A 22936-nucleotide genomic window follows, 5' to 3' on the forward strand; every position below is an offset into this window, starting at 1 on the left:
TTTCCTGTCCCATCCTGGTGATCTGTACGCGCGAAACCTGGCCCCTCATGGAGACGCCTCGTGACGCCGCTGTGTCCGGCGCGACACGGGTCGGCTTTGTCGGTACGACCACCGGCACCGGACGGGCCGGGCCGCGTTGCCCGCTCGCAGCCGCATCCATCCGCACCGGAGACCCGCCCCATGACCCTCAAGATCCTCGCCGCCTCGGCCCTCGTCCTGGCGAGCCTCGGCCCGGTCCAGGCGCAAGGTCTCGTCCAGGGCGCGCAGGAAGGGGCCGCGCGGGGCGAGCTGGCGGCCGGCCCCCTCGGCGCGGTGGTGGGCGGCGCGATCGGCGCCGCCGTCGGCACGGCCAACGGTATCCTCGGCGTCGACCGGCGCGAGCGCTTCCGGATCTACGCCAGCGCCGAGCGGCGGCCGTCCTACGTCTATCCGGGCACCGTCCGGGTCGGCGCGGTGCTGCCCGAGGACGGGGTGGTCTACTACGACGTGCCGTCCGAATTCGCGCTGAAGGGCTACAACTACACCATCGTCAACGACCATCCGGTGCTGGTGGAACCGGGCACCCGGCGGGTGGTCGAGGTGATCGACTGATCAAAGTCATCGACTGAGCGCGCCGGAGCGAGCCGGCCGGAGAGGCCCGAGCGGCACCTGCGGGGAGGGGCCCGCCACGACGGGAGAATCAGGCGGCGAGGCGGTCCTCCGCCTCCCGCAGGGGCGGGATGGCCGCCGCGGGGGCGGAGGGCTTCGGCCGCCACGCCGCGTCGAGGCTGAGGAGGGCGGCCCGGACCTCGTCCAGGCAAGACGGCTCCCCCTCCGCCATGCCCTCGGAGGCCGCGACCTCCTTGAGGTGTTCGTCCCAGGCCCAGCGCCGCAGGATCTCCCGCTTGACGCCGCGCATCAGGCGCGGGTGATCGAGGACGGCCCGGACGGTGCCGAATACCGCGGCCGGGTTGACGAGCGCACGCTCCCAGTCCGGGTCGCGGCGTCCAGGGTCCGGAGCTACGGGCGGCGACCTGTGTCCGACGGCGAGGATGGTGTCACGCATGGGGGTCTCGCGCTCCAATCAGGCACCGAGCGGCGCCGCGGCCTGCACGGCGACGCTGGCGGCGAGGATCACCAGGGCCACATCCCAGGCGGTCACATGCCAGGCAGTGACGTCCCAGGGCGTCGCGCGCCGGGTATCGCCGGGTGCGGCGTCCCCGGTGATCGCCACGGCGAGCCAGACATAGCCGGCGCCCGTGAGGAGCCCTGCCAGGGTCGCGCCCGCCAGGGCCGGCCCGGCCAGCCACGCCCGCAGGAGCACGGCGAGTCCGACGCAGAGGCCTGTTGTGACGACCCCGTCGACAAGGCGCGTCACGTCGGCGCCGTGCCACGGCATCCCGGCCCGGCGGTGCCCGTCCGGCCGATGGGGCGGGCTTTTCAGCGGAAAGGTCGGCATGCCGCACCTCCGCCCTCAGTTCAGGCCGTCCGCCGCAGCGGCCTCGCCCGCCTGGCCGTCGCGGGCGCAGATCCCCGCCACCGGTACCGCGTCCAGGGCCTGGAGCGCGGCCAGCACCGCGTCGAGGGGCACCGGCTCGGCCCGGCAGCCCTCGAGGCAGCGCAGGGCCGGGCAGGACTCGACGGCGCGCGAATCCGAGGCCCAGGAGGCCAGGACGGCGCGCTTCTCGGCGAGCGACAGGCCCGGATAGGTCAGCACCTCGCGCGGGTGCCGGAAGACGTCGCCCGGCGCGACGAAGGCCTCGAACGGATCGACGGCCGTCGCCCGGAGGGTCGCCGAGGCCAGCGGCCCCAGGCGCTCGATGGTCGTGTCCGACAACTGCATGACATCCTCCTCTTCGTGAGCAAGGGTCTCTTCGTGAGCAAGAGTCTCTGGGTGAACGGGGATCTCCTCGGGAGCGCGGGATCGGCGGGCGCGACCCGAGGATCCGCGTCCGCCGCGTCAGGCCGCCCGGGCTCGGGCGCCGGTCAATGGGCCGTCCCGGTCTGCACGCCGCCGGTGATCGCGATGCGGCGCGCCGAGGCCGGAACCTGGGCCGAGCGGGGCAGGGTCACGCTGAGCACGCCGTTCGAAAAGGTAGCCTCCGCCTTGTCCTCCTCGACCGCGAACGGCAGCGCGATCGTCCGCTCGAAGCGGCCGTAGGCGCGCTCCGTGTAGCCGCGGGCCGCGTCGCTCGTCTCCGAGCGCTTCTCGCCGCGCAGGGTGAGGACACCGTCCTCGATCAGCACCTCGACATCCTTCTCGTCGAGGCCCGGCAGCTCGGCCGAGACCCGCAGGCCCTGGTCCGTCTCGACGAGTTCGACGCTGGGCCAGCCGGCGCCGCCCCGGCCGAGGGCGGACGCGCCGTTCAGGCCGCTGAAGACGTCGTCGAACAGGCGGTTCATCTCGCGGTGGAGGGTCAGGAAGGGGCTCAGCGGCTCGGACCGCATCGGACCCGGCCCGGCGGTACCCGCGTTGCGCGTCCAGGGAAGAAGATCTCTCACACTCATGATGCACTCCATCAGCAGGGTTGACGTCCAACGGTTTTTCGCGGGCCCGGAGGTCTTCACGGCACCCCGGGTCCGCGAGAGAGCGGATGTCCGAACGGGGCCGGGCTCGGTTCGCGCGGCGACCGGGCGGGGCATCAGGCGGCCTCGGGCTGTCCCCGGGCGCGAGCGTTGTCACCTGTCCGTGGGCCTTCGACGCTCCGAACGCCGGGCCCATGCGTTTCCCCCGGCTCGGCCTCCCCGATCCGGGCCGGCGCGTTATCCTGTCCGACGGCGCCCGGGGCCCCGCCGATGGCGATGCGGCGCGGCTTCAGAGCCTCGGGAACCGCGCGCCTGAGGTCGACGGTGAGGAGTCCGTTCTCCAGAGACGCCCCGAGCACGGTGACGTGTTCGGCGAGGTTGAAGGTCTGGCGGAACGACCGGGACGCGATTCCCCGGTGGAGATACTGCCGCTCGCCCTCCGGGCCCGTCGACCGGCCGGAGACCAGCAGGGTGGTGTCGTGCTGGACGAGGTCGATCTCGTCCGGCGTGAAGCCGGCCACCGCCATGGTGATGCGATAGCTGTCCTCGGCCGCCTTCTCGATGTTGTAGGGCGGCCAGGCCGTCGAGGCCTCGACCCGCTCGGCCTGGGTCAGCAGATCGAACAGCCGGTCGAAGCCGACCGAGGACCGGAACAGGGGTGACACATCGTAAGTCCTCATGACCACATCCTCCGTTGAGCAACGTGATGACGAGGGACGCCGGACGCGTGCGCCGGCGCCCTGATCGCGGGCCATCGAGCCCCGCACGCGCGAAACGTCGTCGCCCGCATGCGGTTCCGGGCCGCGATCGATTTTTCTAGGATTCGGTCCGCCCGGCACGGCGCCGGGGTCGCAGCCTGCACGACGAGCGGCCTGATGGGCGTAGAGACGCTGGCCAGCGGCCTCGGGGTGACCCTGCTCGGGCGCTCCTTCTTGCAGGCGGCCTTGCGGATCCTGCGGGCTCCCGAGCCTTGGCCGGCCCCGTCGATAACCGAGGTCGTTCTGATCGGTGAGGACCGCGGGGGCGCGCTCATGCGCCCCCTCATCGCCTTTCTGACCGAAAGCCCCGCGGGCAGCGACGCCCTCGCCCCGGCGGCCTGAAACCGGTCGGGAACGACGGCTGGCCCTGGGCGGCGGCCTCCCGTAAGCCTCCGATCAGGATCGCGCACAGGGAGACGCTGCGATGAAGGTCGCCGTGATGGGGGCGGGATCGGTGGGGTGCTATTACGGTGCCCTGCTGGCGCGCGCCGGGGCCACCGTCACCCTGGTCGGACGGGCGGTCCACGTGGACGCGATCCAGGCGCGCAGTCTCCTTCTGGAGACCGCGGCCGGGCAGGAGGCGGTGCGCCTGCAGGCCACGACCGAAGCGGCGGGGGTGGCCGGCGCCGACGTGGTGCTGGTCTGCGTCAAGTCCGGCGACACCGAGACGGTGGGCCGGACGATCGCCCCGTTCCTGACGCCCGACGCAGCGGTGCTGAGCTTTCAGAACGGCGTCGACAACCCCGAGCGGCTCCAGGCGGTTCTCGGCCGGCCGGTGGTGCCGGTGGCGGTCTACGTCGCGACCGGGATGCCGGGCCCCGGCCATGTCCGGCATTACGGCCGGGGCGACGTGGTGATGGGTCCGTTCCCCCGCTGCGCCGAGGTGGCCGCGCTCTTCGCCGCCGCCGGCATCCCGACGGAGGTCTCCGACCGCGCCCTCGACGCCCTCTGGGGCAAGCTGATCGTCAACTGCGCCTACAACGCCCTCTCGGCGATCACGCGGCTGCCCTACGGCCGGCTTCTCGGAGTACCGGGCATCGACGCCGTGATGACGGACCTCGTGGCCGAATGCGTCGCCGTCGCGCAAGCCTCGAGCATCGCGGTGGCGCCCGACATCCTGATCCAGGTCCTCGCCCTCGCGGCGACCATGCCGGACCAGATCTCCTCCACCGCCCAGGATCTGGCGCGGGGCCGGCCCAGCGAGATCGCCCACCTCAACGGGTTCATCCTGCACAAAGGCCAGGCGGCCGGGATCGCCACGCCGGTCAATCAGGCGCTGACGGCGCTTGTTCGGGCGCTAGAGGGACAAGATGGGCCAGGTTTATCCTGAGCCAAGCCCAGAGGACCGTTCGCCGAGCCCAGCCGAGGACAGGCCGGAACGGTTCAGGCAGCCGGGGCGTGCTCGCCCATCACGCGGCCGGACAATCCCGCATCGAAGTGCGCGGCCTGGGCACGAAATTGCTCCGCGAGACTCGGGTCCTGCGCGGCGACCAGGCGGCTCGCGGCGGCATAGGCGATGGCGGAGACCTGCCGCACCCGCGTGGCGTCGCTGCGATCGATGAAGGCCAGGATTTCCTCGAGGCTCGCCGCGAGGTCCCAGCCCGTGTTCGTGAGGCGGGCCCCGCTGACGGCGGCGGCACAATGCGAGAAGAAGCTGACCGACGGCGCGAAGATCTGCCGAGCCTTCGAGAGCAGCAGCAGATCGGTGGCCGCACGCTGGTTCTCGGTGAGGTCGAGGCCGATGCTCGACGCGACGCGCGCGCGTCCGTAGCGATCAGCGAAGCGCTGCACCACATTCGCGTCTTCCGTGCAGACCAGGATATCGCCCAACTGGATCGATGCATCGATCTGCCGGAAGAAGGCAGAGAGCGGTGTATAGCGCTGCAGGACCTGGACCATCCCGTCGTTGACGAGATGCTCGAGATCGCCGCGATTGACGACATCGAGGATGTCGCCGCGGCGGACATGGACCGCGGTGCAGGTGGGAAGGTCGATGCGCCTGCCGATCAGTCCGACCGCCTCGCGAACCGCAGCGCTCCAGTTCACCCTCGCCCACCCAGCCATGAGGGCGCTCCCGAGATCGATCTCGGTGGACATGAAATTGATGAGCGGGCCCGGAAAATCGTAAAGCAGGTCCTCGGATTCTCCCAAGGCACCCAGCAAGGCGTCCGGACCCAGACCGGCGAGCTGATCGATGGAATGGTACAGGCTTCGAAGCCGGACATCCGCGATCGCGTCACGCGTCAGGATCGCACCGCGGAGGCCTGGATTCGCGTCGATGAACAGCGTCCGATCGGCGAAGATATCGAGGAGGAAATCCGGGTGCATCAGCCCGTAATCGGCGTAGAGGCTTGCGCCGCCCAGCGGAGCCCAGATCACCTTCAGCGGCAGGCCGAGATGATCCGCCAGGATGCGGGCATAGAGGGCCGAGAGCATGCGGGTGCCAAGCCCGTCGCCACGCGCCGTGTAGACTGCTTTCATCGGACGTCCATAGACGCAGAATCGGCGACGACCAAGGATCGGAACGCGTCGCTTCAGGAGCCGACCTCGCGCCATCGACCGGGCCCGCGCAGCGGCGTCACGGCTGCCGAGATCCGCACGACCGCGATGGCCTCAGTTGCCCGATGAAATCCGTGGGGGCGGTGCCCGGTCCGGGACTGCGTTGCCGGGTGCCGAGGGGGGGTGCTATCAGGCCACCGGTCTGCGCGAGGGCCTCGGCGCGGATGCGGTCGGCGCCTTTTCGTTTCGCTCTGTCCAAGGCGTCAGAGCCTTCGGTCTTCGACAGGTGTGGCGCCCGCATCTCATTTTCACGGCAGGGTCTGGGATAAAATGATTTTCTTGCGGAGAAGAAAATCTTTCCGACGGCATGTCGGCATGATCCGCAGGAGCAATCTGTTCAATCGGAAGTTCTACAGGAAGAGCTACGGTATCGGGCGCTACGTCAACGCCGAGAAGCACTTCCACACGATCGGCTGGAAGAAGGGCTTCCGGCCCTCACCGTTCTTCGACACGCAATTCTACCTGACATCCTACCGTGATGTGCAGGAGATCGGGATCAATCCGCTGATCCACTACCTCCTGGACGGTGGGCCCGAGCTGCGGCGCCCCACGGAAGACTTCGACCCGAAGGCGTTCTACGCCGCTCACCCGACCCTCGACGTCACCGCCAGGACCCCCGCCGAGCATTGCGTCGCGCTCTATGGGAGCTACCGCTGGCGCGAGGGCCCGGACGTCCCGCCGACGACCTCCGCGGCGGCGGAGGCGACGTTCCGGTCGGTTTTCGATGCCGGCTTCTACGAGAGCCACTATCCCGACGTTGCCGCTGCGAACATCGCTGCGCTCCAGCACTTCATCCATTTCGGACAAGCCGAGTTTCGCGATCCGTCCTCCGCGTTCGAGTCCTTCTTCTATCACCGGAGGTTCGCGGCTCAGGAGAGCCGTGGACGGAGCCTGATCGACACCTACCATGCGCAGGTCCAACGGATCGCTCCGCAAACGGCGAGCGCCGAGTCGATCGCCGTCGACCTGAGGGACCGCCCCACCGAGACGATAGGGCCTGCGCTGCGCCTCTGCGTTCACGCGCACTGCTTCTACCCGGAGTTGATCAAGGAACTGATCCCGGGCTTCCACAACCTGCCGCCCGACGCCTTGATCGTCATCACGACCGTCTCCGCGGCCGATGCGCAGTTCATCGCCCGCGCGATGGCCCGGCATGCCGTGACGCAGCCGACCGAGGTCCGTGTGGTGCCGAATCGCGGCCGCGACATCGGCCCCTTCCTCGTGGGATGCCAGGACCTCTGGCGCGCCTTCGACGTCGTCCTGCATCTGCACACCAAGGTCAGCACCCACGTTTCCTGGGGCGAGGAGTGGCGCCACTACCTTTTCGACCAGACCCTGGGATCGAAGGCGCTGGTGGACTGGGTCCTAGAGCGCTTCGCGGCGGACCCGTCGCTGGGCTGCCTGTACCCCCGCAATTTCCACCGCATCCGGGAATACGTGAACGTCGAGCAGAACAGCGCGGCGATCGACGCCTTCCTCGCCGTCCTCGGACTCCCGGCCGCTGCCGGAGCCCAACCGGACTACCCGGCCGGATCGATGGCCTGGTACCGCACCGCGGGCCTGACGACGCTCGCGGACGCCCTGACGACCCTCGACCGGTTCGAAGCCGAGGCGGATCAGGTCGACCTGACCTTCGCGCATGCCCTGGAACGCATCATGCCGCTGGTGGTGCGCGCCTCCGGCTACGCGGTCCGCAACTACGTCACCGAACGCCGCGACCGCCTGATCCCGGTCTCAGGCCTTCCCGACCGGGAGAGCAGCCGCTGCCCGCCCGCGACGCTCTGGCCCCGGGACACACCGCGGATCGCGCGGCGGCCGCCGCTTCCGGTGGCGCCGGTCAGCCGGCTCTACAACCCGGACGCCCTCGACGTGCACTGGATCGTGCCGTCCTTCGCCCAGGGCGGGGCCGGGGGCCACATGACGATCTTCCGTCTCGTCGAGTGGCTCGAACGCTTCGGACACCACCAGACCCTCTGGTTTCAGAACGCCGCGCATTTCGACAGCCAGGCGCAGGCGAAGCGCCTGCTCCAGACTTGGTACCGGCCCATCGGATCGCGGGTCCATGTCCGCTTCCTGCCGGACGACGTGCGCCAGATCTCGGCCGACGTGCTCATCGCCACGGATTGCTGGAGCACCTATCCGGCCGCCCAGGTGCAGAACGTCAAGGAACGCTTCTACCTGATCCAGGACTTCGAGCCCTCCTTCCACGCCGCCGGGGACCTGAACCTGATCGCCGAGGCCACCTACGGTTTCGGGTTCGCCCATCTGTGCGCCGGAACCTGGCTGCTGGACCGCATGCGGGCCCGCGGCGTCTGGGCCCGGGCCTGGGAGCTCTGCGCCGATCACACGGTTTATTCCGAGGGGGCGCCGCGGCCGGCCGTCGCCGCCCGGCCCATTCGGATCGCCTTCTATGCACGGGAGCATACGCCGCGCCGGGCCGTCGCCCTCGGCTTCGCCGCGTTCGAAGCGTTGTCCGAGCGCGGATTCCCGTTCGAGGTCGCGCTGTTCGGCCAGGCGGACCTTGTGCTTCAGTATGCGTTTCCCCACGTCCAGCACGGCATCCTGACGCCGAAGGAACTCGCTGCGCTCTATCGATCCTGCGATCTGGGAATCGTCTTCTCCACGACGAACTACTCGCTGATCCCGCTGGAGATGATGGCCTGCGGCCTGCCCGTCATCGAGATCGACACCGAGAGCACCCGGGCGATCTTCAAGAACGACGAGGTCACTTTCGCCGGCCCGATGCCCTACGCGATCGCCGACGCGATTGAGCGCCTCGCCTCGGATCCGGATCGCCAGGCCCTGCAGCGGGCCCGCGGTCTCGCCTTCACCCAGGCGACGTCCTGGGAGCGGAGCGCCCGCGCGCTGGAAGCCGCTCTGCTCGAGCGGCTCGGCGAGACCGGCTTCGCCCCGGTCACCGTGAAGGCGTTCCCGGCACCCGCCGTACTGACAGGCACGCGGGCCACGGTCTTCATCCCGACCTACAATGCCGGCCCGGATTTCACCCGTGTCCTCGACGCGCTGTCCCGCCAGAATTGCGATTTCCCCTACGATGTGCTCGTCATCGACAGCGGCTCGACGGACGGCACCGCCGAGCGCGTGCGGGCGCGCGGCGGCAAGTTCCGGGTCGAGACGATCGACAAGGCTGCGTTCCAGCACGGTCGGACGCGCAATCTCGGAATCGCCCGATCGGAGGGCGATTACGTCGCGCTGCTGACCCAGGATGCCTGTCCGAAGGACGCGCGGTGGCTGTCGGCCCTGATCGGCGGCTTCGCGCGAGGCCCGCGCGTCGCGGGCGTGATCGGCCGGCACGAGGCCTATCCGGACCACGATCCCTTCACCCGGCGCGATCTGCAGGAGATGTTCGACCGCCTCGCCCTCCTGCCCGATGTGATCGATCGCGAAACCGGCCTGCCGAGCTTCTTCTACCCGGGTGGCCAGAGCTGGGCGATGACCCTGCAGTTCTACTCGGACAACAATTCGGCGATGTCTCGGGAAGCCTGGAAGATCCTGCCTTATCCGGACGTCGAGTGGGGCGAGGACCAGATCTGGGCGGCGGAGGCCCTGAGGCTTGGCTTTCAGAAGGCCTATGTCGACGAGGCAGTGGTCTACCACTCCCACGCCTTCGACATGGCCCAGCAGCGCGCTGTCTCGGCGGTCGAGGGACGCTTCTGGGCGGAGCACTTCGGCATCGATCTGCATCCGGACGCGGAAGGAGCGATCCGTGGCATGGATGCGCGCGACCGGGCCTTCGCTGAAGAACAGGGCATTTCCGAGCGTGTCCTGCAGCTGCGTCTCGACCAGAACCGCGCAACCGTCGACGGTCGATCAGTTTGAAAGAGAGCTTCATGCGCTTGATTAACAGTCTTTAATGCGCACTCGCCTTTTCATAGAACTTTGTAATACATTCGCATCCTCAAACAGACCCAAGCCTTACTTTAATTTGGCCGAAGCGCTTCCTTGATGGCGTGAATGCGCGATGACATCATCTTCGCCAGTTGCGCCTTGCTAGGTATGGAACGGCGATAGAAAAGCTGCTGTTCGATAAGGCCTCTGACGCGGGGAACACGGTCGCGGGCGGCGGCACGAAACTGCTGCACGGCGCTCTCATGGATCGGCTCAGCCCATGTCTGACCGGCAGCGAAATTGTACTGATGGGCCTCGACGCCGACCATTTTATAATCCACCGGAAAGCTGTTGTATCGATTCAGAAAATCGATATTTCCCGAGTAGTTCGTCGCAATCACCTTTCGGCCAAGACAAATAGCCTCCGCCATTCCCATGCCGTATCCTTCCGAACGATGAAGCGATACATAGCAGTTACAGCAAGCAATAAGTGACAGCATCGTCGCACGATCAAAGTAGTCTTCGATAAATACGACCCGTTCATCGATACTTTTCAGCTCCGCGACCAGCCGTGGGTCGACGGACGAGTTCCTCGAATTATTCGACTTGACGACGAGACCGACGGACGAGTCGGTCAGCGGAAAAGCAGCCTGAAAGGCTCTCACGACGGCGAAAGGATTCTTGCGATGGATCGATGAGTTGTAATCGAATGAGAACAGGAAGTAGTATTTTTCTTTCGAAAGACCAAACCGATCCCTCTTGAAATGTCCCCGACAGCTGACATCGACGTAGGGCGGCATGATTAGAATTTTGTTTTTGAAAACTTTTGCGACGGCATCATGCACAAACTTCGATGGAGCCCAGACTTCGTCGTAAAGGTTCAAGGCCTCGATTTTTTCGGACGGTATCTCTGAAAGCTCCCAGTACAGCTTCAGAATGTTATAAGACTTGATCTCGGATCCACCATTGACATAGTCGATGGCATGGTCGATGTGATCCAGACCGAGTTCGAAGACGTTGATCTTGTGTCGACGATAGGTATCGTATTTCTCAGGTTGAAACTTCGCCTCGTATCTATCCACCGCGCCATGGCTGTAGGGATAGATCGAGTATCGGGAGGACGACCGACGGAAACACGCGACCGTACCTCGGGTCGCAGTTCCCAGCCCAAGCTTCGATTCGACGTAGCCGATGAACCGAACGTCATTCTTCGACAGAAACGGATGTTTGCGGTCGAATATTTTCTCGACCTCCTTCAGATAAACGTTTTTGTTCAACTTTGTGACGGCATCTGCGACGGACGAATGGGTCGCAAAAAATTCCGCAGCCGTTCGGCTTCCGGTCACCAACCGATTTTCAGACCATCCGAACCGAATGAAATGATGAGCCGGGTGCATCCCGCCAAGACTCACGTCAGGATTTAAAGCAGAATACTCTTCGAAATTGATATCTCTGTTCAGAATTTCCAGCAATCTTTCAACGCGCCAGGTCAAATAGATCCAGTTTAGCATCGCAATCATGGGAAGCATTGCTACCAGCTGATTTTCCAGCACTCTGACAGAACGAACCGGCCTTGCGCTAAAATCACGTCCATGAGGCAGTCCTTTAGAGCACCTGGACCGGTCGATACAAATTCACTGGTCCGGCGGCTCGGATTTCGATGCCCGCGTTCGAATTCCGGCCTCCTGGCCTTGAGGCCCCCTCCATGCCCGTCGTTCGGCCGCGATTCGGCTCCCGTCCGCCATCCGCTGAGGCTGGTTCAAGATGCTGGGTCCCAGCGCTGCGATGTCTGTCCGCCATCACCCCAGATCGCCATCCCTCGCACGATCTAACGCCTGCGATCCCGCGACGGGCTCTCCGCTGACCTTGAAAATATGGCTGCGCGCCGTCACCCGTCCCTCGGGATTGTCTCACACCGCCACGCACGATTTACTCGGCCGGCCTGTTTCCCGAGTCCCGAATGATCACTCCCACGTGCCGCCGGAGGGACGCTCATCGCGATGGGCCTTCCGCGGCACAGCCTGAACGGAATCCCTGATCGGCCGTGTCGCGATCCGCAGCGCGGCGCTGTGTGCTCAGTCGAATGAGTGGGGCGAGGCGTGAGCGACCCACGTGACTCAGCGTCCGTAGATATCCTCGACGCGGATGATGTCGTCCTCGCCGGTGTAGGAGCCGACCTGGACCTCGATGAGCTCCAGGGGGATCCTGCCCGGGTTGGTCAGGCGGTGCATCGAGCCGATCGGCAGGTAGATCGCTTCGTTCTCGTGCACCAGCACCACCGAGTCGTTCAGTGTCACCTCCGCCGTCCCCTTGACCACCACCCAGTGCTCGGCCCGGTGGAAGTGCTTCTGCAGCGACAGCCGTCCGCCCGGCGTCACCATGATCCGCTTGACCTGGAAGCGCTCGCCGATGTCGATCCGCTGGTACCAGCCCCAGGGCCGGTACATCCGCCGATGGGCGTCCGCCTCCGGGTGAGCCTTCTCACGCAGGCGGGTGACAAGGTCTTTCACCTGGCCCGAGCGGGCCTTCGAGGTCACCAGCACGGCGTCGGGGGTCGTGACCACCACGACGTCGTCGAGCCCCACCACCGTCGTCAGGTGCTCGCCCTCGCTGTGGATCAGGCTGCCATGGGTGTCGATGGTCTCGACCCGGCCCCGGACGGCGTTGCCGTCGGCATCGTGCGCCAGCACGTCCCAGACCGCGTCCCAGGTGCCGACATCCGACCACGCAAAGGAGACCGGGCGCACGCCGGCATGCCGGGTCCGCTCCATCACGGCGTAGTCGATGGAGGTCTTGGGCGCCCGGCCGAAGGCCTCCGCGTCGAGGCGCACGAAGTCGAGGTCGGTCACGGCCGCATCGAGGGCCGCCCGGGTGGCCGCCAGGATCTCCGGGGCGTGGGCTTCGAGCTCGGCCAGCATCACGTCGGCGCGGAACAGGAAGTAGCCCGAGTTCCAGAGGGCGCCCTCCTCGATCAGCCGCAGGGCGCCGTCGTGATCGGGCTTCTCCACGAAGCGCTCGACCGCATGGTTGCCCGCGCCGCCCGAAAGGGCGGCACCGACGCGGATGTAGCCGTAGCCAGTGGCGGGGGCGGTCGGCGTGATCCCGAGGGTCATGATGGCCCCGGCCCGGGCGCCGGCCGCCGCAGCCTGGGCGGCGGCCACGAAGGCGGGGGTGTCGCCGATGACGTGGTCGGCGGCCATGATCAACACGACGCTCTCGGGGTCGCGCCGGGCCGCGTGCAGGGTGGCGACCGCCACCGCTGCGGCGGAGTCGCGCCGCTCGGGCTCGAGGATGATGTCGGCCTGGATGCCCGCCTGCTGCAGTTGCTCGGCGACGATGAAGCGCGCGTCGCTGCTGGTCAGCACGGTGGGGCGGGCGAACACGCCGGTATCGCCCAGGCGCTGGGCGGTGGCTTGGAAGGTCGAGGTCTTGGGGTCCACGAGCGGCGTGAACTGCTTGGGCATGCTCTCGCGCGATGCTGGCCAGAGCCGCGTGCCCGAGCCGCCACAGAGGATGATCGGATGGATCAGATTGGAGGATTCGCTCATCGGTTCAGCCTTTTCGCGGGTTTAACCACGCAGATTGGTGCGGGCGTAAGCAAGGATGTCCGAGAGTGTCGTGTCCCAATCCTCGCGCGGAACCCAACCGGTCGATGCCGAAAGCCGCGACGCGTCGCCAGCCGCGACCGGGATTTCGGACGGACGCATCCGGTCCGCTGCAGTGCGCACCTCGAAGGGGGCACGGGCGTGCCGGCGCATGTCGGCGAGGACACTCGCGATACTTCGAGGTTGCCCCGAGGCGACGTTGAACACCGTGCCGCTCTTGATCTGCGCACCGTGCGCGATCAGCATGGCGTAGGCCCGGACGACATCGGCCACCGGGAGGAAGTCGCGCGCGGCGTCCAGATTTCCGACCTCCAGCACCGGTGGAACGAGACCGGCTTCGATTCGCGCGATCTGTCCGGCGAAGGACGGCACGACGAATCGTTCGTCCTGGCCCAGGCCGATATGATTGAAGGGGCGGAGCACGACGAAACGTCCGTTCTTCAAGACGTCACGAAGAATCATCTCGCCGAACCATTTCGAGCAGGCATAAGCACCGCAGGGATCCGGTGGGGCCTCCTCAGTCAAAAGATCGCCAGTGAGAAATGCCCGGCCATAAACCTCGCCAGAGCTGACAAAGAACAGTGTTGCCTCTGGAGAGAAACGTATCACGGCCTCAGCTAGGTTCAGGAGGCCGCCGATATTGACCCGCCACGTCTCACCCGGCGCACTTGCTGATTGCTGTACGGAGGCAATCGCAGCTAGATGCAGAATATCCGTTGGCCGGAAGGTCGCAATGAAGTCTGCCAAACCAGAAGTATCTAGTAGATCAAGAGACTTGAAGGTCACCCCCGCGGGCAGATCCGCAGATCTGCCTCGCCCGATACCAACAATCTCGTCAGTGGGACCCGCAGCGGACGCGAGCGTCGTCAGAGCATGCCGACCGACAAAGCCGGCAGCTCCGGTTACAAGGATCCGCTTCACGGATTTGAAATGATCAGGACTTTGCACCGAGGCGTCTCAGATCGGCCTCGACCATCTCTTGGATCATCATTTCGAGGGAGATCTCGGCCTGCCAGCCGAATGCCGCCTGCGCCTTGGCCGGATTTCCAAGCAAAACCTCGACTTCGGCTGGGCGGAAGAGCTTCTCGTCGATGATGAGGTGATCGTCGATCGTCAGTCCAACGTGGCGGAATGCGATCTCGCACATTTCGCGGACCGTTACGGTGCGCCCCGTCGCAATGACAAAGTCATCCGGCGCGTCCTGTTGGAGCATCATCCACATCGCACGGACGTAGTCTTTTGCGTGGCCCCAGTCGCGCTTCGCATCGATGTTGCCGAGGCGGAGTTCCTTGGCGAGGCCGAGCTTGATCCGGGCGACACCGTCCGTCACCTTGCGCGTCACGAACTCGACGCCCCGCAGCGGGGATTCATGGTTGAACAGGATTCCATTTGAGGCGTGAAGAGCGAAGCTCTCGCGGTAATTGATCGTCATCCAGTGGGCATAAAGCTTGGCCACACCGTAGGGAGAGCGCGGGTAGAAGGGGGTCGTCTCGCTCTGGATCTGCTCCTGGATCAGACCAAACATTTCTGAAGACGAGGCCTGGTAGTACCGGGCGTCGGGCTTCAGCGTGCGCACGCACTCGAGCAGGTTCACGGCACCGAGGCCGGTGATTTGACCGGTCAGAAGGGGCTGCTGCCACGACGCGGTCACGAAGGACTGGGCGGCGAGATTGTAGACCTCGTCGGGTTGGACCGCCTGCACGATGCGGGCGAGGCTCGACAGATCGAGCAGGTTGCCGTCATGCAATTCGACGTCATTCTGTATGCCAAGCCATTTCAGCCGGTGATCGAAGACACCTGCATGGCTCGAGCGCCGAACGACGCCGTGTACGTCATAGCCCTTACCCAGCAGGAGTTGAGCAAGATAGGCTCCGTCCTGCCCCGTGATTCCAGTGATCAGTGCGCGCTTGTTCGTCACATTCGGCTCCAGGTTCGGGGTCGTTCGTCGCCAGCAGCATCGAGCATGGTGCGATGCGATGTCCTGTCGGCATCAATCGCGACGTCCCTACAGGAACAGGGGGGGGGCCGCCAAGTGCTGGATCATCCTGCCTCCCTCGCAGGAGGCGCGGTTCGGTCGATCGAAGGGCGCAGGACGCAGGACGCAGCGAAATCTAAAAGACGACCTGAAAGCCGGTGTTCGAATAGGATGCAGAAAGGCGGGGGCGCATCGCGGAATCTCCATGAACATTCGGAGTCTGCCCGGCATTCCTGCGTGATGTCCACCGATCAGGCTTCGACCTGGGCCTGTTCGAGACCGGGGCCTCCATCGAAGCGCTGTGCCCGACAGCGCAGCCCCCCTCTCTTCGAAACCGCTTTGCCCCCCTCTCCAGCGCCCGAATGAGAGGACCGCCGGTCCCGACGATCGCACCGACGCTGGCAGGGGGCCTTACGAGCCGCTGCAAGCGACTCCACCGATGCAGCGCAGATCAATCAGAGCCACGCCAGCGAAATCCTTTCGAAACTGTCACGAAACTCGTACGCTGAAGATCGTTGACCGAGGGACGTCTGACACGATTCCGCGATCGAATGCGCTGCGTGCGGTCGGTTCGTCACGACTTCTCCGAACGGCCGATCCCACGCATTCCACGATCCACTCGCGCAATCGGCGCCGCGCGCATCAGCCACAAGGCTGGCATTTCGGCACACTCACCGCCGAAGCAACGGCCGATGGTTCTTCGGGTCGCCCCCGCCGCGTTGGCCTCAACATGGCGTGGTTAGGCAACCTTGACCGATTCAGGTATCCTGTCCGTCAGATTGCCGGTAAGCGCCTACCGCAGGCGGAGACGAGATCGCTCATCCTCCACCCAGTGTCGGGCAAAAATCCGTCGATGTGTTTTACGAGCGCTTCCGTACCGAGCAGGCATGCTCTATGCGAGTGCAGGCTGCGCAATGATCCACTGGGATATTACCTAGTCACAAAATTTATTGGTCAATACGAATAACTTCTAGAAAGCGAGTATGGCATGCGAGGTAGGCGATGCTTTATCTTAGATCCAGTTTGCGCCATGAACTACGGGCACAGTCTCAATTCGCTTCATTATTTTGCCGGATTCGCCCGCAAACATTTTGAGAATGTTGAAATCTTTGCAAGTCGACATCTTCCGATCGGCACCGAGAGGGATGAAATCCATCGTTTTTTCAATTTTTACTATGATAACTTGATAAAAATAGAAAATATACCAAGCGAAGATCATCAATTTGACGAGAATCTGTTCGAATCTCAGGACGATGCTGCATCTTACGATTTTTTCCGATTTTTCATCGAAGTCGACATCAGCTCTGATGATACACTGTTGTTTCCAAGCGCAGATTACTACGCGCTGATTGGTCTTTCAAACGCGATCCGCCGCCTTGAACAGCATAAACGTCCGCGCCTCCTCGTTCGCCTGATTAATGTCATGGAAAACGTGAATTCGTTGGGATCGAACACGCTGCCCGTTCCTGTGCAGCGGATCCTGGCGCTGAAAAAGGAAGGCTACAGCATTAGCTTGTCTGCGGAAACGCCGAAATATTCTCGGTATCTTACAGACCTTTCCGGCGTTGCGTTCAGCACGACACCCTATCCCTCTTTCCAGACGGACATGCTCCCGTTGAGTGCAAACACGCCATTCACTGTTTTGTGTGGCGGCTCAGGACGGCGCGACAAAGGATTTTTTCGACTAATCGAAATCATCGAAGCCACAAATATATTCAATCCAGAGATCAGGTTTATTATTCAAAATCTGCATGCGAGCGAACAGTTTGCCAACAAAGACTTTCTCAACAAGCTGTATTCGATCCCTAATGTGATACTCTTGCCGGGCGTGCTGCCCTATTCGGAAATCGTCCAATCCTACGCCGACTCTCATATCTGCCTCATGCCGTACGACGCTGCGACTTACGAATACCGTGGTTCGGCGATGCTCATGGAGTCGCTGTTGTTCGGTCGGCAATGCGTCGGCCAGGCGGGGACTGGTTTCGCCGAACAGATCAAATTATACGCCTGCGGAACTTCGTGCGGATCCAACTCCGAAATGGCGGCGGCGATAGCCACCCTGTCACGCAGTGATCGCAAGGACCTGATGGACCGAGCGGCGCAGTCTCGTGCTCTGTACATCGCCGACACTGATCAGAAATACGCTGCTTGGATGGATAATTGAGGATGGAAACGCTATTATTCGTCGACCATATCTTTCACACCAAAACGAAGTCTTTTGATTTTTTAGTAAAAATTTTACAAAAACGATTTATCGTAAAAACAGTCTATGTCGATCCGAGCGCGCGGTTCGATCCCTCGCTTTTACAAGACGAAGCCGATTATGTTGTATTGGCACAAGTCGACTTTCTAACTCCGCATTTTATATCGCAGGGAAAGAAAGTAATTGTTTTCCAGATGTTTGATGGCTCCAATGGATTACCGGATGAGCATTGGGCATTGAACCGCCAAGCAAGATATATCAACTTCTCGCAAACGCTACATACCCGCGCCGTGCAGCTAGGCTGTGAGAGCCTGCTGGTTAAATACGCCCCAGATCCAGCGCGGCTTCCAGCCGTCACGAGTTACGATTCGCTGCGCTGCTTTTTCTGGAACCGGCTCCCCGATTCTCCAATCAACACGCAGAGCGTCGGCAGACTTCTAAAGGGGCAGATCGACTCGTGTCACGTTCATCTGCCGCGGGACGATGCTAAGGTTGGCAGCGCGTCAGTCGAAGACGACTTTGATTGTAAGGTGACGACGTCGAATTGGTTTGACAGTAAAGCTGCCTTTGACGAAGTGCTCGGGTCTTGTAACGTTTTCGTTGCACCACGCGTCGCCGAAGGCATCGGGCATGCCTTCCTCGATGCAATGGCGCGAGGAATGGTGGTGATCGCTTGGGATTACCCAACACATAATGAATATATTTCTAACTGGCACAATGGTATTCTATTTAATGAATCGGTCGGCTCCATAAATCTGCGGGATCGGACCGATCTAGAGAAAATGGGGACTTTGGCACGCGTCGCGATCGTGAATGACTACGAACAATGGCAACGCGACGGCGATCGGATCAACGACTTCATCGCATCCTGTCCAGCGGCCGAGGTGCCGCAGCTGCCGCGCTGCCAGGATGAGATCGTCAAGATCATCCATGCGTACCGAGGCGGACCAGACACGTACGGTGCGGAACTGCGCAAGCGAACCCTGACAGTCAGCATGCTATCGCAATGGCGTGATTATGCCCGTCCGCCAAAAACGCGCACCAAGGTCGAACGCGCAGCGGTGCTCGCGTTGGTTTTCGGCAAAGGAAATGCCAAGTATTTCCAACGAACCGGCTTCAGCGCAGCCGAGGAACTCTTCACATGGACGGCTGACACGGGTGCTACTCTCGGGTTCCCCAATACGCTTCTGCCCAATCGGATTGGAGCGATGCGGATGCAGATCAGGGTCCGATCTTTGACACGAAACGACGTTGAGATCACAGTGAATGGCCGCAGCGCTGCGAAAATTCGAACCAGTTCTGCATGGTCGACTCATGAGTTCGTAATCAGTCCGGAGGCGAACACGACGGCCGGAGAGACAATCGTCGGGATCCTTTGCGAGAAACTTGTTTCTCCCAAAAACAAAGATACACGTACGCTTGGAGTAGCAATCGAACATATTACGATATTTTCCGATGCCCGGTATGCTCTGCCGGCTGCAGTTCCAACTGGATTTCGGCGAACCATAGACCGTCTCGCAGGACTGCTCCCCTTCAGCGGCAGCAGGGATAGGAGATAGCGTTCAGTTCTTTGCTAGCCCAGGTGAGAACGAATTCGAGAAATAGTTTGCGGCCCGTATCAGCAGACGAACGTGTATCGATGTAACACGCTCGTCTTTAAATCATAGTTCGAGCAGGGTCCAACGCAGCTATTGCTTGCCCTTGTCCGAGTGTCCTCTTTGATTGGGTCTGCAAGCCCCCGTTTCATAAGGCCTGGCAGGGCGTTGAAGAAGTCCGTGGCGTACCGGGTCTCGGCATGATGCACTCCTGCCTGGCAGTGGGCGGGGGAGGCAAATGCGAGGCTCGGATCGGCGTTCGGGGGCGTTGTTCTCGTATGAGACCTGGAGGCTCGGGTCCGGGCGGATCATCTTCTGCGGAACATCCGGCAACTGACGGACGAGGCGCTGGCGGCCCTGAGCGGGTCATTCTCGGCGCTTTATGCGGCTCGGACACCTCGAAGAACCATGCAGTTGCGGGCTTTTGGCCGTCGATCTAATGCCGCTCGCAGCTTTGGCGTGATCGGACTGGGGTTCTGGCAATCTGGCGGCGGTCGTGAGCGGGCTTGGAGTCCTCCCAAGGCCGCCTCAGGCCGCCACCGGCCGGGCTTCGATCCAGAGGAAGCGCTTGAGGTTGTAGGCGAGGTTGGCGAGCCCGATCTTAGTCCGGGCTCGGGCCAAACCGATCGTGCGCACGAACAGGCCGAAGCGGTCCTTCTGCCCGGGGAACACCGTCTCGACGGCCGATCGGACCTGAGAGCGGGCGCGGTTGGCCCTGCACTGCGCCGGCGTCAGATCGAGGCCGGGCTGTCGCCGGAAGTGGATCTTCGAGCGCCGGCCCTGCTTGGCAAGATAAGCTTCGTTGGCCTTCGAGCGATAGGCCGTCTCGGCGGGAGACGTCACTCGCCGTGTTGGCCGGATCGAGGACGTTGGCCAGTTGCGCTCCGTCATGGGCAGCCGCGCTGGTTACGCCGAAGCGGCGGACGACCTCGTGCCTGCGGTCGATCGAGACGTGCGTCTTGTACCCGAACACCGGAATGGCGATCTCGACCTCGGCCTTCGCACCGTCCGCCTTTGCGGGGCGTGCCTTGGCCCGTTTCAGTGTCCAGCGAGCATCGCGATCCTTCTGTGCGAGCTTCTTCGGGCTTGCCGCCCACGCCTCCGGGATTCGGCCTTCCTTCAGGACCGCCTTCTCGGCATCGATGTTGCGCTGACGCGGCGCCGCGATGATCGAGGCGTCGATGATCTGGCCCGACATCGCGAGATAACCCTTGCCATTCAGCCAGGCGTCGAAGGCGGCAAACAACCCGTCGATCGCGCCGGCCCGGGTCAGGTGCTCCCGGAACAGCCACACCGTCTTGGCGTCGGGCACGCCATCCTCGAAACCGGGGCCGAGGAAACGCATGAACGACAGCCTGTCTCGGATCTGGAACTCGGAGGCGTCGTCCGACAGCGTGTAGAGTGTCTGAGGGATCAGGATCTTGAACATCAGGACCGAGTCGTAGGGCGGGCGGCCACCCTGCGATCCGAGTGGACCGCTTCAGTGCGAAGGCCAGCTTCGGTTGGAAAGCCTCGAACTCGATCAGGGCCGCAAGTTTCACCGACGGATCGCCGTTCTCCGACAGACGCTGATAGCGGTCGTCCAGATCGAAGAACCCTGGCTGACCCATCCGAGGTAATTACCCACGCCTGTAATGACGGGGTTCAGGCGCCGACGGTCTTGAGAATGGTGCTACAGGGCTGCTGCCTGTGAGGCGAGCGGTGTTGTCGACGACGGTGCGAATGGCGGCCTCGCCCTCGGCGGCCCCCATGGCGCGGTCACCGTTGGTCGCCTGCCGTTGGCTAAAAATGCTCAAGCGGACCATGGACGGACGCGCCGGCTTTCCCCTGCTTCGACGCCGCGTCCTCCTCGTTGCGTAATCCGCGCAAACTGCGGGAGAACCGCGAAACCGGGGGAGGATCAGTGCCCACTTCAGCAATGTCGATGTGAACGTAGCGAATGGCCTAACTCGCAAAGCGCTGAGTCTTGCGCTTGACGCCTTCGATCTTGGGCAGTCGGCTGATGCCGTGCCGTTCCAGGTAGCGATGCAGCGAGGACCGGATCAGGTGCGGGATCGTCGGCTGCAGGCCGTTGAGGCAGTCGTCGAAGAAAAGCAGGGTGATACGGCGAAAGGCGACGATGATCGCCTCCTTCTCGCGCGTGAGTACGGTGGCGCGCGGTTCATTGGATTCCATCCGGGCATCCGCCGTCGTCGCCCGTTTGCGCCACTTCTATACCGTCGTCGGACTGACGCCGTAGCGCCGGGCCAGCGCCCTTCTGCTCTCTTCACGTCACTGGATCGCGTGAAGGGCTGCCTCCATCGTGGTAGCGCCTCTAGGGAGAATCTGGCCCAGAGCACATCCGCTGCAGCATGGTGCTCAACCGTATCACCACGCAGCGGGATCAAACACCTAACAGTCATCGGGACGCTACAACGCTTTGACTTCAGCCGTCTGCATTCCTTTGACCGGGAACGCATCCTGGCGCCGGTTGCACTCGTGGAACAGCGCAATTGCCCCCCAGTCTAATGTCAGATTTACTATTCAATATTCTTTGAAATCAAATCAACTTTTTTCCTCAATAATTCGATTTCATCGATCCTTATTTGATTTTCAGATCTAAGTTCATCGATGTGTTTGCGATTTTCACCGCGCAACCGCTCATCTGATCTATGCTCACCAATTCTATAATGATTTTGCGTTTTTAGTGAAGAAATTTCGTTTTCAAGTCTTTGTATCTGTGATGCTTGTAATATTTCCTGTAGTCCAAGCGACTGAAACCAAACTGCAGTGCTGCCAGGAAACGAACTTATAGCAGAAGCAACTGCAGCATACGTGGATGGCTTGCTTGCGATAAAATCTACGACCGTAAAATATTTTCTTAATATTCGAAAATTAATTTTACCTTGTGAGCGGTCAAATGAATTTCCTGAAAGAATGTCCTCCACAAAGGATTCGATTTTATTGCTATACTCATCAGGTGCGGTCGCACTTGATGTTAGGCTAGATCCCAAAGAACAAACGTTCAATGAAAGGAGTTGCGCTTCAAAGCCAACACTCGAATTTACATGGATAATTCCGTCCCAATGGCTAAGTGAATTCCACAGAGAAGTCTCGCCAGTTACATACTTAGCTTCGGGCGCATACAGATTTACTAGAGCGGAATAATTGCGATTTGATCCAGGATGCCCGCGCACCGTCAAATCTATTTCTTTGTATTTCGATAGTATCCTTAATACAGCTTTCAAGCTCCTATATTGATTGCCGTATGAATTCCAAAGAATCATATTTATGTCATGGTCAAGCTGAAGTGGGATCATTATACGTTTTTTATCATCATAAAACTTTTTTAATTGAATGGTCTGATCGGATATCAAATCAGACAGAGAATAGGCGAAATTTAGGTCTGAGTTTTCCTGAAATTTTGCGCTTGTAATCATCTCTGAGGCCAAGGAGTCAGGGCCAACGCCATTTGGGTCGAAGATCCAATAAAAGCCCGTCGGAGATCGAATTGGAGATAATTCGACGTGAATCACTCGAGCGCCTCCTCTGATCGAGGCGTTGCGCAGTGTGTCATTTTTGCTCCAGATGTATACAACATCGATCAACTCGCTGCTGATTATCTTTGAGATTAAATCTATTTTGTAATCGTCTTGTCCGTTTAAAAAATTGGGCCATTCCTGACGCCACATCTTTGGCCAGGACTGATCAAAACCAAGGGTGCTCCCAGTTATGCCATGACAAGTAAGATGGTATTTATTGATCAAATAATCAGGACCAACAAGATATGTCTTTGCTGCCCCTGATCTATTGAGGGCTTCTGCCATCGAGCAGAAATGCAAAAAAGGTCCTTCAAAATCTTCCGGTCCGGACCTAACAGGTAGTGGCTCAACGATAAAAGCTATTCTTAG

17 protein-coding genes and 4 pseudogenes are annotated in these 22936 nt (G+C 62.2%); 7 read left to right on the forward strand and 14 right to left on the reverse strand.

Annotated elements, in window-relative coordinates; translation table 11 throughout:
* Window positions 1–180 precede the first annotated feature (180 nt).
* Window positions 181–591, forward strand: coding sequence for a DUF1236 domain-containing protein (locus AC6EUL_RS05625; RefSeq protein WP_499869319.1), 411 nt, complete (start codon window positions 181–183; stop codon window positions 589–591).
* Between the two features lie 88 nt (window positions 592–679).
* On the opposite strand, the gene AC6EUL_RS05630 is transcribed toward AC6EUL_RS05625, so the two are convergent.
* The 5 genes from AC6EUL_RS05630 to AC6EUL_RS05650 form a co-directional block, all read right to left on the reverse strand.
* Window positions 680–1045, reverse strand: coding sequence for a hypothetical protein (locus AC6EUL_RS05630; RefSeq protein WP_499869321.1), 366 nt, complete (start codon window positions 1043–1045; stop codon window positions 680–682).
* An 18-nt stretch (window positions 1046–1063) separates the two neighbouring features.
* Window positions 1064–1438: a hypothetical protein gene (locus tag AC6EUL_RS05635; RefSeq protein ID WP_499869323.1), complete on the reverse strand. Its 375-nt coding sequence runs from the start codon at window positions 1436–1438 to the stop codon at window positions 1064–1066.
* 15 nt (window positions 1439–1453) lie between these two features.
* Window positions 1454–1822 (reverse strand): hypothetical protein, encoded by a 369-nt coding sequence (locus tag AC6EUL_RS05640; RefSeq protein WP_499869325.1) that lies wholly within the window; start codon window positions 1820–1822, stop codon window positions 1454–1456.
* Window positions 1823–1965: 143 nt separating this feature from the next.
* The gene (locus AC6EUL_RS05645; protein ID WP_499869327.1) at window positions 1966–2487 is read right to left on the reverse strand and encodes an Hsp20/alpha crystallin family protein; all 522 of its coding nucleotides are present in this window, start codon (window positions 2485–2487) and stop codon (window positions 1966–1968) included.
* A gap of 134 nt (window positions 2488–2621) precedes the next feature.
* A complete protein-coding gene (locus AC6EUL_RS05650) occupies window positions 2622–3185 on the reverse strand; it encodes an Hsp20 family protein (RefSeq protein WP_499869329.1) in 564 nt (187 codons plus the stop codon).
* 195 nt (window positions 3186–3380) lie between these two features.
* Here AC6EUL_RS05650 and AC6EUL_RS05655 point away from each other — a divergent pair, with 195 nt between their 5' ends.
* The gene (locus AC6EUL_RS05655; protein ID WP_499869331.1) at window positions 3381–3605 is read left to right on the forward strand and encodes a hypothetical protein; all 225 of its coding nucleotides are present in this window, start codon (window positions 3381–3383) and stop codon (window positions 3603–3605) included.
* An 82-nt stretch (window positions 3606–3687) separates the two neighbouring features.
* Window positions 3688–4593: a ketopantoate reductase family protein gene (locus tag AC6EUL_RS05660; protein WP_499869333.1), complete on the forward strand. Its 906-nt coding sequence runs from the start codon at window positions 3688–3690 to the stop codon at window positions 4591–4593.
* A 53-nt stretch (window positions 4594–4646) separates the two neighbouring features.
* Here the strand turns inward: AC6EUL_RS05660 and AC6EUL_RS05665 are convergent, their stop codons facing one another.
* Window positions 4647–5744, reverse strand: coding sequence for an O-fucosyltransferase family protein (locus tag AC6EUL_RS05665; RefSeq protein ID WP_499869335.1), 1098 nt, complete (start codon window positions 5742–5744; stop codon window positions 4647–4649).
* 393 nt (window positions 5745–6137) lie between these two features.
* On the opposite strand from AC6EUL_RS05665, the gene AC6EUL_RS05670 reads away from it, so the two are divergent.
* Entirely contained in the window at window positions 6138–9659 is a 3522-nt protein-coding gene (locus AC6EUL_RS05670; RefSeq protein ID WP_499869337.1) for a rhamnosyltransferase WsaF family glycosyltransferase, read from the forward strand.
* A 101-nt stretch (window positions 9660–9760) separates the two neighbouring features.
* On the opposite strand, the gene AC6EUL_RS05675 is transcribed toward AC6EUL_RS05670, so the two are convergent.
* The 4 genes from AC6EUL_RS05675 to gmd all read right to left on the reverse strand — a co-directional run bounded on the left by AC6EUL_RS05675 (window position 9761) and on the right by gmd (window position 15191).
* Window positions 9761–11221 (reverse strand): glycosyltransferase, encoded by a 1461-nt coding sequence (locus AC6EUL_RS05675; RefSeq protein WP_499869339.1) that lies wholly within the window; start codon window positions 11219–11221, stop codon window positions 9761–9763.
* A gap of 564 nt (window positions 11222–11785) precedes the next feature.
* A complete protein-coding gene (locus tag AC6EUL_RS05680; protein ID WP_499869341.1) occupies window positions 11786–13216 on the reverse strand; it encodes a mannose-1-phosphate guanylyltransferase/mannose-6-phosphate isomerase in 1431 nt (476 codons plus the stop codon).
* Between the two features lie 21 nt (window positions 13217–13237).
* Window positions 13238–14221, reverse strand: a complete 984-nt coding sequence (locus tag AC6EUL_RS05685) for an NAD-dependent epimerase/dehydratase family protein (protein WP_499869343.1) — start codon at window positions 14219–14221, stop codon at window positions 13238–13240.
* A complete protein-coding gene (gene gmd / locus AC6EUL_RS05690) occupies window positions 14208–15191 on the reverse strand; it encodes a GDP-mannose 4,6-dehydratase (protein WP_499869345.1) in 984 nt (327 codons plus the stop codon). The genes AC6EUL_RS05685 and gmd overlap by 14 nt, the downstream gene beginning before the upstream one ends.
* A gap of 1087 nt (window positions 15192–16278) precedes the next feature.
* Here gmd and AC6EUL_RS05695 point away from each other — a divergent pair.
* The 3 genes and pseudogenes from AC6EUL_RS05695 to AC6EUL_RS05705 all read left to right on the forward strand — a co-directional run.
* A complete protein-coding gene (locus AC6EUL_RS05695) occupies window positions 16279–17412 on the forward strand; it encodes a glycosyltransferase family protein (protein WP_499869346.1) in 1134 nt (377 codons plus the stop codon).
* A 2-nt stretch (window positions 17413–17414) separates the two neighbouring features.
* Window positions 17415–19010, forward strand: coding sequence for a glycosyltransferase (locus AC6EUL_RS05700; RefSeq protein ID WP_499869348.1), 1596 nt, complete (start codon window positions 17415–17417; stop codon window positions 19008–19010).
* Window positions 19011–19284: 274 nt separating this feature from the next.
* Window positions 19285–19448, forward strand: a pseudogene (locus AC6EUL_RS05705) (IS5/IS1182 family transposase); the annotation flags it as partial.
* A 126-nt stretch (window positions 19449–19574) separates the two neighbouring features.
* Here AC6EUL_RS05705 and AC6EUL_RS05710 read toward each other — a convergent pair.
* From AC6EUL_RS05710 to AC6EUL_RS05725, 4 genes and pseudogenes are all read right to left on the reverse strand, one after another.
* Window positions 19575–20656, reverse strand: a pseudogene (locus tag AC6EUL_RS05710) (IS5 family transposase).
* A 9-nt stretch (window positions 20657–20665) separates the two neighbouring features.
* Window positions 20666–20860 (reverse strand): annotated as a pseudogene (locus AC6EUL_RS05715) (hypothetical protein); the annotation flags it as partial.
* Window positions 20861–20993: 133 nt separating this feature from the next.
* Window positions 20994–21380 (reverse strand): annotated as a pseudogene (locus tag AC6EUL_RS05720) (transposase family protein); the annotation flags it as partial.
* Between the two features lie 185 nt (window positions 21381–21565).
* The gene (locus tag AC6EUL_RS05725; RefSeq protein WP_499869350.1) at window positions 21566–22852 is read right to left on the reverse strand and encodes a capsular polysaccharide export protein, LipB/KpsS family; all 1287 of its coding nucleotides are present in this window, start codon (window positions 22850–22852) and stop codon (window positions 21566–21568) included.
* Window positions 22853–22936 lie beyond the last annotated feature (84 nt).

It is taken from the genome of Methylobacterium sp. 001424705 (genome assembly GCF_059816145.1).

What these genes read in the sequence shown, in the direction of transcription:
- AC6EUL_RS05655 (WP_499869331.1), top strand. Translation starts at nt 3,381, where the DNA reads ATGGGCGTAGAGACGCTGGCCAGCGGCCTCGGGGTGACCCTGCTCGGG.
- AC6EUL_RS05645 (WP_499869327.1), bottom strand. Translation starts at nt 2,487, where the DNA reads ATGAGTGTGAGAGATCTTCTTCCCTGGACGCGCAACGCGGGTACCGCC.
- AC6EUL_RS05680 (WP_499869341.1), bottom strand. Translation starts at nt 13,216, where the DNA reads ATGAGCGAATCCTCCAATCTGATCCATCCGATCATCCTCTGTGGCGGC.
- AC6EUL_RS05635 (WP_499869323.1), bottom strand. Translation starts at nt 1,438, where the DNA reads ATGCCGACCTTTCCGCTGAAAAGCCCGCCCCATCGGCCGGACGGGCAC.
- AC6EUL_RS05700 (WP_499869348.1), top strand. Translation starts at nt 17,415, where the DNA reads ATGGAAACGCTATTATTCGTCGACCATATCTTTCACACCAAAACGAAG.
- AC6EUL_RS05660 (WP_499869333.1), top strand. Translation starts at nt 3,688, where the DNA reads ATGAAGGTCGCCGTGATGGGGGCGGGATCGGTGGGGTGCTATTACGGT.
- AC6EUL_RS05670 (WP_499869337.1), top strand. Translation starts at nt 6,138, where the DNA reads ATGATCCGCAGGAGCAATCTGTTCAATCGGAAGTTCTACAGGAAGAGC.
- AC6EUL_RS05640 (WP_499869325.1), bottom strand. Translation starts at nt 1,822, where the DNA reads ATGCAGTTGTCGGACACGACCATCGAGCGCCTGGGGCCGCTGGCCTCG.
- AC6EUL_RS05665 (WP_499869335.1), bottom strand. Translation starts at nt 5,744, where the DNA reads ATGAAAGCAGTCTACACGGCGCGTGGCGACGGGCTTGGCACCCGCATG.
- AC6EUL_RS05650 (WP_499869329.1), bottom strand. Translation starts at nt 3,185, where the DNA reads ATGAGGACTTACGATGTGTCACCCCTGTTCCGGTCCTCGGTCGGCTTC.
- AC6EUL_RS05725 (WP_499869350.1), bottom strand. Translation starts at nt 22,852, where the DNA reads ATGGCAGAAGCCCTCAATAGATCAGGGGCAGCAAAGACATATCTTGTT.
- AC6EUL_RS05695 (WP_499869346.1), top strand. Translation starts at nt 16,279, where the DNA reads ATGAACTACGGGCACAGTCTCAATTCGCTTCATTATTTTGCCGGATTC.
- AC6EUL_RS05625 (WP_499869319.1), top strand. Translation starts at nt 181, where the DNA reads ATGACCCTCAAGATCCTCGCCGCCTCGGCCCTCGTCCTGGCGAGCCTC.
- AC6EUL_RS05630 (WP_499869321.1), bottom strand. Translation starts at nt 1,045, where the DNA reads ATGCGTGACACCATCCTCGCCGTCGGACACAGGTCGCCGCCCGTAGCT.